The sequence below is a fragment of the Methylorubrum rhodesianum genome, from assembly GCF_014199985.1.
Lineage (GTDB): Bacteria > Pseudomonadota > Alphaproteobacteria > Rhizobiales > Beijerinckiaceae > Methylobacterium > Methylobacterium rhodesianum.
The window spans coordinates 64328-80950 of the sequence record NZ_JACHOS010000015.1 but is presented as its reverse complement, the minus strand read 5'-3'; the positions used below and the strand labels follow the sequence as shown (position 1 = coordinate 80950).

General features: G+C 72.3%; 11 protein-coding genes. 4 read left to right on the top strand and 7 right to left on the bottom strand.

Features of this window, described 5'->3' with window-relative positions; all coding sequences use genetic code 11:
• Position 1: 1 nt before the first annotated feature.
• Both HNR01_RS20555 and HNR01_RS20550 read right to left on the bottom strand, forming a co-directional pair.
• Complete coding sequence (locus HNR01_RS20555) at positions 2-1225, bottom strand: hypothetical protein (protein ID WP_183669457.1); 1224 nt, start codon at positions 1223-1225, stop codon at positions 2-4.
• Positions 1222-3126 (bottom strand): quinol:electron acceptor oxidoreductase subunit ActD, encoded by a 1905-nt coding sequence (locus HNR01_RS20550; RefSeq protein ID WP_183669455.1) that lies wholly within the window; start codon positions 3124-3126, stop codon positions 1222-1224. Before HNR01_RS20550 ends, HNR01_RS20555 begins: the two co-directional genes overlap by 4 nt.
• 421 nt (positions 3127-3547) lie before the next feature.
• Between HNR01_RS20550 and HNR01_RS20545 the strand changes: the two genes are divergently transcribed.
• The 3 genes from HNR01_RS20545 (at position 3548) to HNR01_RS20535 (ending at position 8585) form a co-directional block, all read left to right on the top strand.
• Positions 3548-6151, top strand: a complete 2604-nt coding sequence (locus tag HNR01_RS20545; protein WP_183669453.1) for an ATP-binding cassette domain-containing protein — start codon at positions 3548-3550, stop codon at positions 6149-6151.
• 102 nt (positions 6152-6253) lie between these two features.
• The gene (locus tag HNR01_RS20540; protein WP_183669451.1) at positions 6254-7489 is read left to right on the top strand and encodes a L,D-transpeptidase family protein; all 1236 of its coding nucleotides are present in this window, start codon (positions 6254-6256) and stop codon (positions 7487-7489) included.
• A gap of 190 nt (positions 7490-7679) precedes the next feature.
• Positions 7680-8585: an MBL fold metallo-hydrolase gene (locus HNR01_RS20535; RefSeq protein ID WP_017483676.1), complete on the top strand. Its 906-nt coding sequence runs from the start codon at positions 7680-7682 to the stop codon at positions 8583-8585.
• A 125-nt stretch (positions 8586-8710) separates the two neighbouring features.
• Here HNR01_RS20535 and HNR01_RS20530 read toward each other — a convergent pair whose 3' ends face one another.
• The 4 genes from HNR01_RS20530 to HNR01_RS20515 form a co-directional block, all read right to left on the bottom strand.
• Positions 8711-10201, bottom strand: a complete 1491-nt coding sequence (locus tag HNR01_RS20530; protein ID WP_026105402.1) for an amino acid permease — start codon at positions 10199-10201, stop codon at positions 8711-8713.
• 159 nt (positions 10202-10360) lie between these two features.
• Positions 10361-11044: a TenA family protein gene (locus HNR01_RS20525; protein WP_183669449.1), complete on the bottom strand. Its 684-nt coding sequence runs from the start codon at positions 11042-11044 to the stop codon at positions 10361-10363.
• Positions 11045-11093: 49 nt separating this feature from the next.
• Positions 11094-11783, bottom strand: a complete 690-nt coding sequence (locus HNR01_RS20520; protein WP_017483679.1) for a response regulator transcription factor — start codon at positions 11781-11783, stop codon at positions 11094-11096.
• A 10-nt stretch (positions 11784-11793) separates the two neighbouring features.
• Positions 11794-13281, bottom strand: a complete 1488-nt coding sequence (locus tag HNR01_RS20515) for an ATP-binding protein (RefSeq protein WP_210313477.1) — start codon at positions 13279-13281, stop codon at positions 11794-11796.
• Positions 13282-13800: 519 nt separating this feature from the next.
• Between HNR01_RS20515 and HNR01_RS20510 the strand changes: the two genes are divergently transcribed.
• A complete protein-coding gene (locus HNR01_RS20510) occupies positions 13801-14697 on the top strand; it encodes a hypothetical protein (protein WP_183669446.1) in 897 nt (298 codons plus the stop codon).
• 199 nt (positions 14698-14896) lie between these two features.
• Here HNR01_RS20510 and HNR01_RS20505 read toward each other — a convergent pair whose 3' ends face one another.
• A complete protein-coding gene (locus tag HNR01_RS20505; protein ID WP_183669443.1) occupies positions 14897-16600 on the bottom strand; it encodes a DEAD/DEAH box helicase in 1704 nt (567 codons plus the stop codon).
• Between the last annotated feature and the right edge of the window lie 23 nt (positions 16601-16623).

Here is a 16623-nt window from a genome sequence, read left to right as displayed (position 1 = left end):
ACTAGAAAGCTTCCGGAGGGCGAACAACCGATTTGCGGCGTGTATCCCCCTCCGCCGCGCGCGTCTTCACACGCTCCCGGCCCGGCCAAGCCGGGGTGACGGCAAGCCCGGGGACCAGGCGGCGGATTGCGGGCGCCAGCCCCATGGCCAGACCGGTGACGCCGGCGAGGGCCAGGAGGTCGGTGAGGTTGAGGCGGAAGCCGCCGCGGAAGGCCGGCGTGACGAACCAGAACAGCTCGGCGAGATGGACTCCGACGGCGAGCGCCGCCACGAGCCGGGTGCGGTTCTCGCCGGGCCGCAGGGTGAGGGCGGCGGCGAGCGCCACGACGGCGGCCGCGGCCAGCGCCAGGACACGGCCGTAGAAGCTCGAACGCAGCCGGTACCACGCGGCGGCGGCTGGGTCGGCGGCGGCGCCGAGCATCAGGAACTGCACGGCGTGCAGGCCGGCCCAGACGAGGAGCAGGACCGCGAGCGGGGTCAGGCGGTCGTGCCGTCGCCGGGCCGGGCCGACATCGGGCGGCGCGAGCAGGATCGCCGCGGCGAGCGCCAGGCTCGACCACGCCGCGAGCACCAGCAGTCCGAAGGCGCTGGCATGGAAGCGCGGGCCGGGATCGGTGCCGGCGGCCATGACGAGATCGTAGGCGGCCAACGTGCCGACAACGGTGTGGAGGCCGAGGCCGAGCACGGCGCGGCCGTCGTCGATCCGCCCGGCCTTGGCCCAGGGCTCGCCACCGCGGCGGGCGAAGAGCAGGGCGAGTCCGGTCCAGAGGGCGAAGTAGAGGGCGAGGCGGGCGGCGAGGAACGGCGGCGCGCCCGCGCGCAGGATGAGCGGACCGTCCGGCCCGGCGCTTTCCGGACCCGGGTAGAGCAGGGCGGCGGCGAGCGGGATCGGCAGGGCGAGGATCGCGGCCACCGGCATCAGCACCAGCAGGCCGCGCAGGGTCTCCAGCAGGGCGGTTTCGGGCTGCGGGCGCCACGCATCGGCCCGCTCGATCATGATGACGACGGGAAGCGCCCCCGCGGGCAGGGCCAGGAGGCAGGTCCAGGCCGCGAGATAAGAGGGTGCGAGCCGCGGCAGGCCGGCGTGGTGGAACGCCAGCAGCAGGCACCCCAATCCCACGGCGAGGGCCGCCGCCGGGCGGCGGGCGGGATCGAGGAAGTAGCCGCTGGCGGATTTGGCCCCTGCCGCCTTCCGGGCGGCATCGCCCTTCTCCTCGGCGCTCATAGTGGCCGCTCCGGCGCCGAGGGACCGTACAGGGCCAGAGGGCGACCGGCCGCTTCCGGCAGCGTCTCGAGCCGCCGCACGAGGGCCGCCGGACGGAACGGCGCGTCGGCGGGCTCGATCGTCAGGAGGAAGCGTCCGGCGAGGGCGGCGGCAGGGGCCAAGGCCGGGCTAACGTTGCCCCGCGCGCGCGCGAGGGCCGCGCCGAGCGCGATTCCAAGTCCGAGGGTGCCGCCCAGTACCGCGGCGGCGAGGGCGGGTACCGCCGCCAGGGCCCAGGACAGCGGCGAGGCGATCGCCCAAGAGTTCGACCAAGAGTTCGACCACGGAGTTGGCCATGAGGCTGGCGAGGCGAGCGCCGTCATGCCGGCGAGCCCCTCCGGCACCGCCTCGCCAAGACCTGCGGCGCGGGCGACGAGGAAGACCGTGGCCCCGAGGAAGGCGCCGGACAGCGCGACGCGGTTCAGGCTGTGCCCCCGCGCATGCAGGGCGGCTGCGGCCTCCGGCATCGGCGCGGGGCCGAAGGCGTCGAGCCGTGACGGGGTGTCGGGCCCCGAGAGCCCCCGCACCGCCTCGGCCAGTTCGGCCTCCGAGGCGAAGACCGCCATCAGTCCCGGCCGAGCTCCCTGCCCTGAGGATGGATGCGGCCCTTCCGCGGGCCCGGGTTCCGGCGACCGCTGCGCCGCATGCGGATTTTGGCCGAGAGCGAGGCGCCGCGTCTCGGCGATCGAGACCGGCGGCACGAGGCGGAACAGCAGGAGCAGGCCCAGAACGAACAGCCCAGCGGATCCGATCGCGGCGGAGAGGGCGGCTGCCAGGTCCGCTCCGTTCGCTCCGGCCCGCGCGGCGAGCACATGATCGGCGCCGAGACCGGCGGCGGCGAGGGCGCCGATCAGGCCGAGGACGGCGCCGCGGCGGAGGGATGCGATCCAGAACAGCTGCGTGGGGAGAAGGCCGGCGAGCATGAGCGTCCAGAAGGCGGGGGCCTCGTCACCGAGGAGCCTGCGGATCAGGCGCGCCCGCTCGGCCGCATCGCCGTAGAGGAGGGCGGTGACGATCTCGGTGACGTGGCAATAGAGGGCCGCGAGGCCGAAGGCGAGGATCAGCCTCCCCAGGATGTCGAGATGGCGGCCGGTGACGAGGCCGTCGAGCCCGAGGCTCCGGCGCAGGGCCACCGCCAGCGTCGCGATCAGCCCCGCACCCGAGAGCACCGCCTCGACCAGCAGAGCGACGGGGAGCAGCGTGTCATGCCGGTCGCTGTGCAGCGCCGCGGCGAGGGCGAGATCGATCAGCGCCGCCACCGCCGCAAGGATGCCGAGCAGGGCGAACCCTCGGCAGGCCCGCTCCCAGGCGAGCCATTGCACCGCCGAGCCGCGCCAGACGGCCGACAGCGCGCGGTAGACGCGGGCGCGCCGACGCTCCGGCCCTGCGGCGAGGCGGTCGCGCAGCACCGCCAGATCCGGCAGGAGCGCCGCCGCCCAGAGACCGCCCGCCGCGGCGAACAGGGCCGTCAGGCTCACCCCATGCAGCGGCGCCGGGTGGAGCGCGGCGAGACCGGCGCCGAGCAGGGCGGCGGTCTGCGCGAGGCGAGCGATCCCGCAGCGCCACGCGACGTCCGCGAGCAGCAGCAGCCCCGAGATCAGCAGGCATCCCGAGGCGAGACCGATCCACCACCCGGCTCCAGCCGCCGCAAGGGCGGCGGGCACGGCCGGGCGCAGTCCCGCCCAGACGAGGACCAAGGCGAGCGCGCCGGCGACGGCGAGCCGCCAGCGGCGGCCGACGGGGGCGAGCACGGCGCCGGTGAGGGCGGCACCGATCGAGGAGACCGTCTCGCCGGCCCCGATCACCGGCATTCCGTAGAGGGACGCGGGCGCGGGGACCGGCTGATGCGCGGGCTCGCTCATCGACTCAACGACCGACCAACAGGCGCCGGCGATCACACGGCCGGAGGGGAGGGGCAGGCGCTGGGATGTCTCGCACGGCCATCCGGCCTCGTCCGGTGAGAGGGGAGGGTGGGGACCCGCCGATCGGAATGGCCGGGATCAACGCGAAAGGCAGGCCCTTCGCGCGGACGACGCAGACCCGTCCCACCCGCCATGTGCTCTCTCGCACCAAAGAGCAACGCGCGCACGGGAATGCAATGCGACACGCGGGCCGGTCGGGCTTGCGCCGCGCCGTTTCCGTGCGAAGAGGACGGTCCGTGACGGCCTCCTCAAGCGCCTGCCCGCCGGATCAGCCCCTCACAACGCCGAAGCCTTCGCCCGATGCCGCTCCCCCCCGTAGCGAATCCGCCAGGCACGCCTTCGCCCGGCGCCCGGAATGCCGATGGAGCGTAATCCTGTCCGGTTCGCCTTCGCCTCCTCGCCGCGCCGGCACTTGGCGGCGCTCGGGCTGGCGGTGGGCCTCGGCGGACCGCTGACGCTGTTCGTGCTGCTATGCCTACGCGACCTCATCGCGGTCCTCACCCGCAGCAGCCCGAACTTCCTGCCCTTCCTGCGGATCGCCCTGCCGCTGCCCGGCCACCACGACAGCGAGGCGCCGATCCTGTTCGACGGCTGGAGCCTCTCGCCGACCGAGTTGCCGCTGATCGCGCTGAGCTCGCTCGCCGCCGCCGCCCTGCTTCTGGCCGGCCTCGGCGCGGCGGTCGCCTACCTCTGCTTCTCCGTCCAGGCCCGGGCCACGGCGCGGCTGCGGGCGCGGGCCACCGAGGCGATCCTCGCCTCGCCGCCGGGGGCGCGCGAGGACCTGCGGGCCCTGCCCGGCCTCGTCGGCCAGGCCCTGACGCGGATGGGTCCGCTCGCGGCGGTCGGCATCGTCCTGCCGGGCCTGACCGCGGCCGCGATCCTGCTCGCCCTCGTCATGGCGGAGCTCGCCGCCCCGCGCTTCGTGCCGGTGATCGCCCTGCTGCTCGCCGCCGTGGGACTTGCCCGGGCTCTGCTCGCCAGCCGAACCGCCGCCCGCCGCGGCCTGCGCCGGGCCGACACGGCCGCGACGGAGGCGGGTCTGCGCGACCTGATCCGGCGGATGCCGGCGGTGCGGGCCCACGGCGCGGCGGCGTTCGAGCGGCGCCGCCTCGGCCTTCGGGCGCGGGCGGCACGAACGGCCCTGGTGCGGGCCGAGGCCCGGCTCGCCTACGCCCGGGCCCCGGCGCTCGCCCTCGTCGTGATCCTGCCCGCACTCCTCATCGCCACCGCCCTCTGGCAGGGAGAAGCCGCCACCGAGGCCGACAACGTCCTGCCCGGCGCGCTGGTCGCCGCCGCCGGCGCCTTCGCGCTGGCGGCGGCTCTCGTCGCGATCAGCCTGCGGCTTTGGACCCAGTATCGAGTGGTCTCGCCCCTGTTCCGCACCATTGCCGAGACCCTGGACGCCCTCGATCCGCGGCTGCCGGGCGACCGCTCCCGCAGCCCGGCCCCGTTCCCGCAGACGGGCGCCCTCGTCGCGCGCGGGGTCGGCGCCTACGACCCCGGCAGCGGCGAGCGGCTGACGGGCGTCGATCTCGCCCTGCCGATGCCGGCGCACGTGGCGATCGTGGGTCATCGCGGCAGCGGATCGCGGGCGCTCGCCGCGCTGCTCGCAGGACAGATCGAGCCCACTGCCGGGGCCGTGACCTATGGCGGCACCGATCTGCGCGCCTTCGACTCCGCCGAGCGCGCCCGGCGGATCGCGCTCGCCGGCTCCGAGGCGATCCTGATCGAGGGGACGCTGCGCCAGAACCTGCTCTACGGCGCCCGCAGCGGCGACCGGGAAGCCTCGGGGCTGGCCGAACGGATCGCCATCCTCAAACTCACCGGGCTCGATGCCTTCGTCTACGAGCGGGGCCTCGAAGCCTCCGTCGATCCCGAGGACGATCCCGCCACGGCGGAGGCGGTGGTCGCCGCCCGCCGGGCCGTGCGCGAGGCCCTGGCCCGGGAGGGCATGGCCCGCCTCGTGGAGCCGTTCGACCCGGCCCGCTACAACCATCAGGCCGATATCGGCGAGAACATCCTGTTCGGCGAGGCGGTGAGCCCCGCCTTCTCGCAAGCACGGCTCGCGGCGCATCCCTATCTGCGCGCGGTGCTGGAGGCGGAGGATCTGACCCGGACGCTGGTCGATGTCGGGCTGCAGGTCGCCCGCTCCACCGTCGAGATCTTCGCGGATCTGCCCGACGATCATCCGCTGTTCGAGACCTTCTCGCTGTTTCCGGCGGCCGAGCGCGGCTATTTCGAGGATCTCGTCGCGCGCCAGCCCGAGGCCCGGGGGTTTCGCCGCGGCCCGGCCGGGCATCGCGACCGCGAGCGGCTGATCGGACTGGCGCTCCGCTACAGCGAGACGCGCCATCGCTTCGGCCTGATCGACGCCGCGCTCGAAGAGCGTCTGGTCGCCGCCCGCCACTCCTTCGCAGCGATGCTACCACCGCGCTATCGCGAGAAGGTCGAGTTCTACGATCCCTCCCGGCTCACCGCGGCCGCGAGCCTGGAGGAGAACCTGCTGTTCGGGCGCATCACCCAAGGAGAGGCGGGCGCCGAGGGGCGGGTGCGCTCCCTGGTGCGCCGGGTTCTCGCCGAGCAGGGGCTGGAACCCACCGTCTACCGGCTCGGCCTCGCGGCCCGGATCGAGGCCGGCGTCGCCGTGGCCGGCCAGGGCCAGCGCGCGGTTCTGGGGGAGGGCGCCATCGGCCCCCGCGAGCGGGTGGCGATCGAGTTCGTGCGCTGCCTCGTGCGCCGCCCGGACATCCTCGTGGTCGGCCTGTCGCTCGATGACCGCAAGCCCGACGAGATCACCGCAAGAATCGAGCGCCTGCGGGCCCTGCGCGCCGGCGCGGCCCTCATCGTCTGCCTGCCCGACGAGGACACCCTGAGGCGGCAGGCACCGTTCGACGCCGTCCTTCGGGTGGAGCGCAACACCGTGGTGACGGGTGATCCGCTGGAAACCGCCGCGCTCCCCGCATGACGGCTTCCGTTTCCCCCAAAACCGCCCCAAAGCTTGGGCACGATCCGGTTCTCGTCGCCCGTGGGCGCCGCCGGTCGTTCCCGGCCTCGATCGAGACGGTGCATGGTTTCCCCGAACGGCCCAAGACGCCCTGAGAGATCCCGCCTGCGCGTGCTCGTGCCGGCCCTGATCGGGCTGCTGTCCGTCGCCCTCTCGAGCGCGGCGGCCCTGGCCGAGAAGGCGAACGCGCCGATCCCCGCCGCGACCCTGGCCCTGATGGCCGCCCGCGGGACGGATGCCGCCTCGCCGATCGTGCTGCGGGCCTACAAGAAGGAATCCGAGATCGAGGTCTGGAAGCGCAACGGCGCCGGCCGCTACGTGCCGATCAAGACCTACCCGATCTGCCGCTGGTCGGGGCAGCTCGGGCCGAAGACCAAGAGCGGCGACCGGCAGACGCCGGAGGGGTTCTACACCGTGGCCAAGAGCCAGATGAACCCGAACTCGCGCTACTATCTCTCCTTCGATATCGGCTATCCCAACGCCTACGACCGGGCTCACGGCGGCACGGGCTCGGCGGTGATGGTCCACGGCGTATGCTCATCCATGGGCTGCTTCGCCATGACGGATGCCGTGGCGGGAGAACTGTTTTCCATTGCCCGCGAGGCGTTCTCCGGGGGTCAGCGCGCGTTTCAGTTCCAGTCCTTCCCCTTCCGCATGACCGCCGCGAACATGGCCCGGCACCGAACCGACCCGAACATCGCCTTCTGGCGCCAGCTGAAGGAAGGCTCCGACCGCTTCGAGGCGACCGGCGAGGAACCGGTCGTGAGCGTGTCGGGCGGACGCTACGCCTTCGCGCCCTCGCCCGATCCGGCCAAGGAAGCGGCGTTCGTGGCCCTGCACAAGGACGAGAGCGACCGCATCGCCGGCCTGGTCGACGGGGGCGCGGCGGCCGTTCGCACGACCTATTCCGATGGGGGGCAGCACGCCTTCTGGGCCGCCCGGATCCGCCAGGGTTTCCCGGTGGGCGACATCAGCCGGCCGGAGGCACTGGCCTATGCCGGCCAGGAGGTGGTGCTGATCCCGGCCCACCATCGTCCGCCGCCGGTGCCGGAGGCGGTCTGGGCCGAGTGGATCGGCCGGGGCAGCCCATCCCTCGCCCTGCGGACCACGGATTTCGTACCGCCCTACGAGGCCGGAACGGACCGCATCGCGGCCGGCGTCGCGCGCTACGTCCAAACCTCCGCGCGGACCTACGCGCAGACTTGGCCGAGCCTGGCCCGGGCCGCCATCGAGGCCGAGATGCCGCCACCCGCGTTCACGCCGTTACAACCCCAGATTGAGAAGGTGGCGCAGCGCTGACTTGGACCTTCTCAAAACGGCGTGTGCGAGCACGCACACAGACCCGAATGGCGGGCCCCCATCTCAGCGCTGTACACTCCGTGCCCGAACAGGGGCCGAAGGACAGCCGCGAAGACGTGCGCGGATGCGCACGGCGGCGCCGCTGCCACCCGAGAAAGCCCGGCATGAGGCCGGGCATTGGTGCCGATCCATGACCCTGCCATATCCAGCCAAGGACGACGCCCTCGTCCTGCGTTTCTGGGGCGTACGCGGCTCCACGCCGGTCAGCGGCCCGGAGACCGCCGAGTTCGGCGGCAATACGCCGTGCCTGGAGATCCGATGCGGGGATCGCCTGTTCGTCATCGACGCCGGCTCCGGGCTCGGCGCCTTCGGCCGCAGCTGCCGCGAGGCGCTGCCCCAGAACATCGACCTGCTGTTCAGCCATCTCCATCTCGACCACACCGCCGGCCTGCCCTTTTTCAAACCGGTGGTGATGAACTGCGACCACACGATCCACACCTATTGCGGGAATCTGGACGGCGCCAGCGCGCAGGACGCACTCGACCGGCTGTTCTCGCCGCCGCTGTTTCCGGTGACCCTCGACGTGCTGCCCTGCACCTTCCAGCATCACGGCTTCAAGGCGGGCGAACCGCTGACCTTCGCCGACGGCATCCGCGTCGATACGATCCTGCTCGACCATCCGCAGGGCTCGACCGGCTACCGCTTCGATTACGGCGGCAAGCGCCTCTGCATCATCAGCGACATCGAGCACAGCGCGAACTGGCCCGATCCGGAACTGTGCCGCTTCGTCGAGGGGGCCGACCTCCTCGTCTATGACGGCATGTTCACCGAGGGCGAGTATCCCTGCTGCAAGGGCTGGGGCCACTCGACGTGGCAGAAGGGTGTCGAGCTGGCCAAGGGAGCCGGGGCCAAGGCGCTCGCCATCATCCACCTGCACCCGGCTCACTCGGACGTGCAGCTGCGCAAGGTCGAGGCCGAGATGCAGGCCGAGATGCCGACGGCCTTCATCGCCCGCGAGCGCCAGTCGATCGAGGTGGGCCGTCCCCTCGTCGGCCTCGCCGAACCGCCGATGCTGGCGCTGGCCCGGCGAGCCTGAAAGCGCGAAGCGCGCCGCACTTCCGGGCCGTGAACGCTACGGCGACGCATCCTCCGGGATGACACCGACGCGAATCGGAGAAGCGGCCACTCGCGGGCGAGGCGAGCAGCCGCTCCCGGTCCGGCTCAGATCGCGGTCGTCGCGCTCGCGCCCTCCTCGCGGCCGATGCGGCTGTGCTTGCGGCTCCAGGCGAAGTAGATCACGAGGCCGATCGCCAGCCAGATGATCAGGCGCAGCCAGGTGTCGCCGTCGAGCGAGAGCATCATCGCCAGGCAGAACAGCGCGCCGAGGATCGGCACGAACGGCACCAGCGGGGTGCGGTAGGCCCGCGGCGCGTCGGGCTGGGTCCGGCGCAGGATGACGACGCCGGCGCAGACGAGGATGAAGGCGAGCAGGGTGCCGATGCTCGTCATGTGGCCGAGCTGCGAGATCGGCAGGAAACCGCCGAGGGCGCTGGTGAACACCATGAAGAACAGGTTCGAGCGGTAGGGCGTCTTCCACTTCGGGTGGATCGCCGAGAAGAAAGCCGGCAGCAGCCGGTCCTTCGACATGGAGTAGAACACCCGGCTCTGGCCGAGCAGCAGCACGAGGATCACGGTGGAGAAGCCGCAGATCACGCCGAAGGTGACGAGGCTCTTCAGCCACGGATAGGGCGTCGCGGCGATCGCGGTGTTCACCGGGGCGGCGTCGCCCCGCATGGCGTCGTAGTGGACGAGGCCGGTCAGCACGCCCGCGAAGGCGATGTAGAGCGCCGTGCAGATCGCGAGCGAGCCGAGGATGCCGATCATCATGTTGCGCTGGGGGTTCTTGGCCTCCTGCGCCGCGGTCGAGACCGCGTCGAAGCCGACATAGGCGAAGAACACCACGCCGGCCGCGCGCATCACGCCGCTCCAGCCGTACTCGCCGAAGGTGCCGGTGTTCGGCGGCAGGAAGGGGTCGTAGTTCTGCGCCTTGATGTAGAACAGGCCCACGCCGATCACGGTGATCACCACCGCGAGCTTGAGGAGCACAACCGCGCCGTTGACGCGGGCCGATTCGCGGATGCCGATGATGAGCAGCGTCGAGGCCGCGACCACGATCAGGATCGCCGGGACGTTGACGAGACCGTGCGCCATCGTGCCGTCGGCGAGCTGGTAGGTCTCGAAGGGCGAGTGCACGAGCGAGCCGGGCAGATTGATGCCGAGCGAGTCGCGCAGGAAGCGCGTAACGTAGCGCGACCAGCTCACCGAGACCGTGGCCGCGCCGACCGCGTATTCGAGCACGAGATCCCAGCCGATGATCCAGGCGATGAACTCGCCCATCGTGGCGTAGGTGTAGGTGTAGGCCGAGCCCGCGACCGGGATCATGCCGGCGAGCTCGCTGTAGCACATGCCGGCGAGCGCGCAGCCGATCGCCGCGATGGCGAAGGAGAGCGTCACCGCCGGGCCCGCATGCTCGGCCGCGGCGATGCCGGTGAGCGAGAACAGGCCGGCCCCGATCACCGCCCCGATGCCGAGGCCGATCAGGCTCCAGGGGCCGAGATGGCGTTCAAGCTTGTTCTCGCCGGATTCGGCGTCGGCGTTGAGCCGTTCCAGCGTCTTGATCCGAAAGAGATCACTCGCCAAGCCTGACGCCATATCGCTCCCACCCCCCGTTCGATGACGCCGCCCCTCGTACGAGGGCACGGCGCCACGCCTCATAGATCAAGCGTGAAACCCGCCTGCGCGCAACGGCCGGCGGTGACAAGACCGTGCAAGGAAACGGCCAAGATGCAGCGGTCCGCTGTCGGATTCAGGTTACAGCGGCCAGGAAACGTCGCGGTAGGCCCCCTCCCAGAACCCGTATTCGAGGCGGGTGGCGTGGGCGTAGGCCGCGTGCATGCGATCCCGCAGGATGGGCGAGGCGCCCGTCGCGGCCTCGTCGGTCGCGGCGATCATCGCCGCCACCGCCTCGCCGAACTCCTCGCCGGCATAGGTGTCGATCCAGGCGCGGTAGGGATTGTCCGGGCTCGCGCGGGCGAAGATGTCGCGGCCGACCTCGGCATAGATCCAGAAGCAGGGCAGGAGCGCCCCGAGCACGACTTCGTAGGGCTCGGCATAGGCCGTGGCCGTCAGCCACGCGACGTAGTGATCGCAGGCCGGCGACAAGGGCGTCGCCGAAAAGGTCGCGGCGTCGATGCCGTAATCCCGGAAGAAGCCGCCGTGCAGGGCGCGCTCGACCACAATGGCGGTCTCGGCACTACGGGCGAACTGCACGATCCGGTCGGGATGCGGCGCCTTGGCGGCGGCGAGGGCCAGGGCCCGGCCGAAGCCGATGAGGTAGTGCGCGTCCTGCACGATGTAGCGGCGGAAGCGCTCAGGGCTGAGCGACCCGTCCGCCAGTTCCGCGTTGAACGGCATCGTGCGGATGGTCTCGTAGGCCGCGAGGTTGCGGGCCCAGGCTTCCTGCGTGAAGCCCCCGGCGGAGGGAAAATCGGCCAAGAACAGCGCTCCGTCCCTTGGGGAAAAATCAGCCCGGCCTCAGGCTGCCTCAGCCCTGCCTCTGGGCCTGGGTCACCGCCACGTGGATCAGTTCGGCCAGCGTGCGCACCTTGAGCTTCTGGCGCATCTGCGAGCAGGCGTTCGTGACGGTCTTGTAGCTGACCGAGAGGTCGGCGGCGATGGCGCCGTAGGACTTGCCCTGGGCGAGGCGGGCGAGGATCTGCTGTTCGCGCGGCGTGAGTTGGGTTTCGGGGGTGCGGCGCGGGTCGGCGCGCAGCATGGCGACCTCGGTGGCGAGCCGGCGGTCGAGATAGACCTCGCCGGCGCGCACCCGCTCGAAGGCCTGGAAGAGCTCGTTCGAGGCGTGGTCCTTGAGGACGTAGCCGAGCGCTCCGGCCTCCAATGCCCGGGAGACGATGACGGGGTCGTTGTGCATCGAGAAGACGAGCACGCGGGTCTCGGGCTCGATGGCGCGCATGCGCCGGATCAGGGCGAGGCCGGCGAGCCCGCTGCCCTGGAAGGTCAGGTCGCAGATCACCACGGGCGGGCGCAGGCGGTGGAAGGCCCGGTAGCCGGAGACGACGCCGGTCGCCTCCACCACGGTCTCGATCCCGGCATCCTCCAGCACGCGGCGGCAGCCCTGCAGGACGATCGGATGATCGTCGATGACCAGAACCGGGACGGGACCGCCCTTGCTCGACGCCGCTTTCATCACGGGGCTGCTGACCGGGGCGTTCATCTCACACGCATCACTTGGGTTGCGGCGCGGCGGGCGGAGGAGGGACCTCGCTGCCGTCGCGCTCGGGATCGATCGGGAGGGTGATCCGGACAACGGTTCCGGAGGGGCCGTTGTCAAGAGAAGCCGTGTCGAGGTGGAAATGGCCGCCGAGCGCCTCGACCCGCTCGCGCATCCCCGAGAGGCCGAGGCCGACGCGATGGCCGGGGGCGATGCCGCTGCCGTCATCCTCGACGCTCAAGTGCAGGGTCGTCAGGCCGGCCGCGTCGGTCTCCTCCGCCACCCGGGCCCGGACGTGGCGGGCGCCGCCGTGGCGCACGGCATTCGTGCTGCTCTCCTGGATGCAGCGGAACACGGTGAGGTCGACGATGTCGCCGTATCCTCGCGCCAGCCCCTCGAACGCACCGTCGAAGCGCGTTTCGGGGTGGCGCCGCTGGAAGTCGCGCAGCAGGAGGCTGAGGCAATCGGCGAGCGGCACCTCGCCGAGCCCGTGCGGGCGCAGGCGGTTGAGGAGGTCGCGGTTGAGGATCTGAACCTGGCCGACGATGCTGCCGATATCCCCGGCCCGCGCCGCGAGCCGGCCGCGGTCGATCTCGCCGGGGCTGGCGGCGAGCCGCGCCACGGAGGCCGCGTTCGCCTCCAGGGCGAACAGGCACGGGCCGAATTCGTCGTGGAGTTCGAGCGCGATGCGGGCGCGCTCGTCGTCCTGGGCCGTCAGCAATTGGCGGTTGAGACGGCCGTTGGCGGCCCGCGCCTCGGAGAGTGCCCCGGCGACGCGGTTGAAGCGCTCGGCGATCACCGCCAGCTCGCGGGAGGCGGGCGGATCGAGATGGGCGGTGTAGTCGTGCCGCTCCAGCCGGGTCAGCCCCTCGGCGAGGCGGCCGAGCGGCCGCAGGATGCGCCCGAGCGCCAGGGTGAGGGCGGCGAGCACCGCGAGGTTCAGGATCAGGCTGGCCAGGGCCAGCGAGCGGGCATAGCCCCAGACCTCCTCGATCTCGTCGAGGGGCTGGGTCGCGATCGCGGCGGTGCCGATCCGCTCGCCCCGCACGACGATGGGCAAATCGTGCTGGTGCGGCTCGGGGGCGATCAGACGGACGAACCAGCGCGGCGCCGTGCGCTGCTCGCGCCCCTGCTCGGACGGACCGAAGCCGATCCGCCGGCCCTCCGCATCGAGGATCGTCACGCGCACGTGGCGCAGGGCCTGGAAGCGCAGGTCGAGGGTGTGGAGCACGCTCTCCGGACTCGGGCTGCGCAGGGAGCGGATGGTATCGGCCACCAGAGGCTCGACGGTCGCGAGGCTGGCCGCCATCTCGACCTGCACGGCGCTGCGCGCGGTCAGAACGATGACGCCGCAGGAGACCAGGGCGGCGACGACATCGATGGCGAGCACGATCAGGATCAGGCGCGTGCGCGTCGGCCAGCCGGCCCAGAACGGCACGGCCGTGCCCCCGGCCCGATCCTGCGCCTCGTTGGATTTGGGATCGGCCGTCGGTTGCGCCATCATCGGCGACAGATCGGGTTGCGTCGCGGCGGGATTCGGCACGGGCCCTCGCGATCGGTCAGGCCACTGCCCGCCGAGGGCGCCGGGGACCGGTCGGGCCCGGGACAATTCGGCAAGCCGACATCGGATAAAAGTCTCAGATCTCTACTCTTTCGGCACAGCGGCACCGTGGCCGATCCCCGCAGGAAAGTCCATGGCGCGGCGGCGCGGCAGGGCCGCACGGCGCACTGATGTTTCTCTTATGATCGCCGGGCTCGAAAACTGCGCGAAGGCCCGCCGAGGCCCGCCCCGACTACACGCTCCGTTAAAGCACGTCCTTTACGAACGTTTGCGAGAACAGATCGGGGCGAGACTTGTCCGCGGCACACGCCTTCCGGCCAGGTTTAGCCGCCTCGGAGATTCCGACAGATTCGTGTGGATGGACGACGCCTGAATTCTGTTCAGGCCGCGCGGACATCTTGCCGCCGCATTGCCGAGGCCGTGTTGTTGCAGGGGTACAACGTGCAAGAGGCCGACCGCATGTCGGTGGCAATTCATCCGTCCGAAACCCGCCCGTCCGAGGCGAGGGCCCAGGCTCGGTTCCGGCTGCCCGTTGTCGCGGGCATCGCGGGGGGGAGTGCGGCCCTTCTCGTCTTCGCCGTCGGGGCGTTCTCGTTCTTCTCCGATCTCGCCGATCCCCGGAGCCGGCCGGCCCGGATCGCACCCGTCGCCTCGCAATGGCCCGACCTGAAGGACGGCGTCCCGGCGCTGGCGCCGTCCGTCGCAGGATCCCCACCGGAGCCGCTCCGGGCGAGCCTCGCGGCCGTCGAACCCGCAGCGCCGGCATCGACGGCTACGGCACCTGTTCAAGTCGCGGCACCTGTCCAGGTCGCAACGCCAGTTCAAGTCACGCCCCCCGCGCAGGTCGCGGCGCCCACCCGCGCCGCGGAGCCGGTCCGGGCCGCAACGCCCCCGGCCTCGCCCGCCCGGGCGAACCTGCCGATCGAACCCGCACCAACCGTCCCGGCCGCGATCCGCACGGCGGCGACTGTCGCGCCCGCCAAGGTCATGGTGCCGCTGCCTCCGACCCGGAGCGAGTCGGTCCGGGCCAAGTCCGAGCAGCCCGCGAAGTTCGTGTCGCTGCCCGCGCCGAAGGCGAAGTCCGAGAGCGCAAAGGTCGAGGCCAAAGGTGAGGCCAAGAGCGAGGTCGCGAAGACCGATGCCGCCCGCAAGGCGGTGCCGACGGCGCGCAACCGGGCCGCGGAAACGAGGCCGACGCAGACCGCTTCGGCGCAGCCCCCCGCCGCCAAGCCGGCGCAGGACACAGCCGACGAGCCCGAACTGCTCGGCGTCAAGATTCCCGGCGGCCGCCAGATCCGGGAAGGCTGGGATGCTGCGGTGAACGGCCTGCTCGGCGGCAAGTCCGCGGGCGAGTAGCGGCGGGACAGGTCGGCGCCCGCCTCGATCGGGCGGAACGCCGTTTCACGGCCAGTTCGGCAGATCCCTTCGGGCGGATCCAGGCTTCGCCCGGGCGCCGCGCCGGCCTGCCGAGATCGTGTCAGCGCCCATCGCCAAGACGATCAGGAGCGAATCGATCGACCGGAAACCCGCCCCCGCGGGATCCGGCCGACGGCGCTCAGCCGCCCCGGCCGGCCTTGGTCGCCTCGCGGCGGTGGCGCTGGGCACGGGGGCTCTTCGGCGCCTTGACCGGCGAGGGCCCGTCGCCCTGCATCCGCTCGACACGGACGTCGGCCGGTCCGCGCCGGGCGAAGGCCGCGGCGAAGTCCTCCGCGGCGCTGGCACGTACCTCGAAGGCGGTTTCGTTGTCGAAGATCCGGATCGAGCCGATATCGCCGCGTCCGATCTGCCCGCGGCGGGTCAGCATCGGCAGCAGGCGGCGCGGCTCGACCCGGTCGCGGCGACCGAGATTGAGCCGGAACCATGCCGCCGGCTCGTCCTCGCCGATGCGCGGAGCGCCGACCGGCACGCCGCGGGGATCGGAGCGCCGGCTCGTCTCGTAGGCCGGGTCGCTGACCTCCTCCGGCACGGGGATGCGCGAGCGGTAGAGCCGGGCGAAGGCGGCGGCGAGGCGCTCGGGCGGGCAGCGCTCCATCAGCGCCTCGGCCCAGTCCCGCTCCCACTCGCGCTCCTCCTCCGTCTCGGGCTCGGAGAGCAGCGGATCGGACATCATCCGCTCGCGGTCGAGGGCGCGGATCTCGTCCGCGGTCGGCGGGCCGCTCCAGTCGGGGCTGACCTTGGCGATGGCGAACATCTGCTCGGCGCGCCGCCGCCGGGCGGGCGGCACCAGCACGACGCTCGTGCCCTTGCGGCCGGCGCGGCCGGTGCGGCCGGAGCGGTGCTGCATCACCTCGGCATCGTGCGGCAGGTCGGCGTGGATGACGAGATCGAGCCCCGGCAGGTCGATGCCGCGGGCGGCGACGTCCGTGGCGACGCAGACGCGGGCGCGACCGTCGCGCAGGGCCTGGAGCGCGGCGTTGCGCTCGCCCTGGCCGAGTTCGCCCGAGAGCGCCACGGCGGAGAAGCCCCGCTCGGTCAGCGAAGCCTGGAGGTGGCGCACGCCGTCGCGGGTGTTGCAGAACACGATCGCCACCGGAGCATCGACGTAGCGCAGCACGTTGACGACCGCGTGCTCGACCTCTCGCGGCATCACCCGCACCGCGCGGTAAACGATGTCGGCGTGACCGCGGGTCTCGCCGGCGACGGCGAGGCGCAGGGCGTCGCGCTGGTAGCTCTCGGCGAGCGCGACGATGGCCTTCGGCAGCGTCGCCGAGAACAGCAGGGTGCGCCGGTCACGAGGCGTCGCCGCCAGGATGAATTCGAGATCCTCGCGAAAGCCCATGTCGAGCATCTCGTCGGCCTCGTCGAGGACGACCGCGCGCAGCCCCTCGGTGACGAGCCGGCCGCGCTCCATGTGATCGCGCAGGCGCCCCGGCGTGCCGACGACGATGTGAACGCCGGCCTCGAGCGCGCGGGCCTCGCGGCGCGGATCCATGCCGCCGACGCAGGGGACGACGCGGGCTCCGGTCTGCGCGTAGAGCCAGGTCAGCTCCCGCTGCACCTGGAGCGCGAGCTCGCGGGTCGGGGCGATGACGAGGGCGAGCGGCGCGGCCGGCGGCGGCAGAGCCTCCTCGGGCCCGAGCAGCGTGCCGGCGATGGCGAGGCCGAAGGCGACGGTCTTGCCCGAGCCGGTCTGGGCGGAGACGAGCAGGTCGCGTTCAGGAGCGGCCTCGAGCACCGCCTGCTGGACAGGGGTCGGCTCGGCATAGCTGCGCTCGGTGAGCGCCCGCGCGAGGGGGGAGGGCAGAGACGGAAATGGCAAGGGAGCTGCGCCTTCGGACCGAA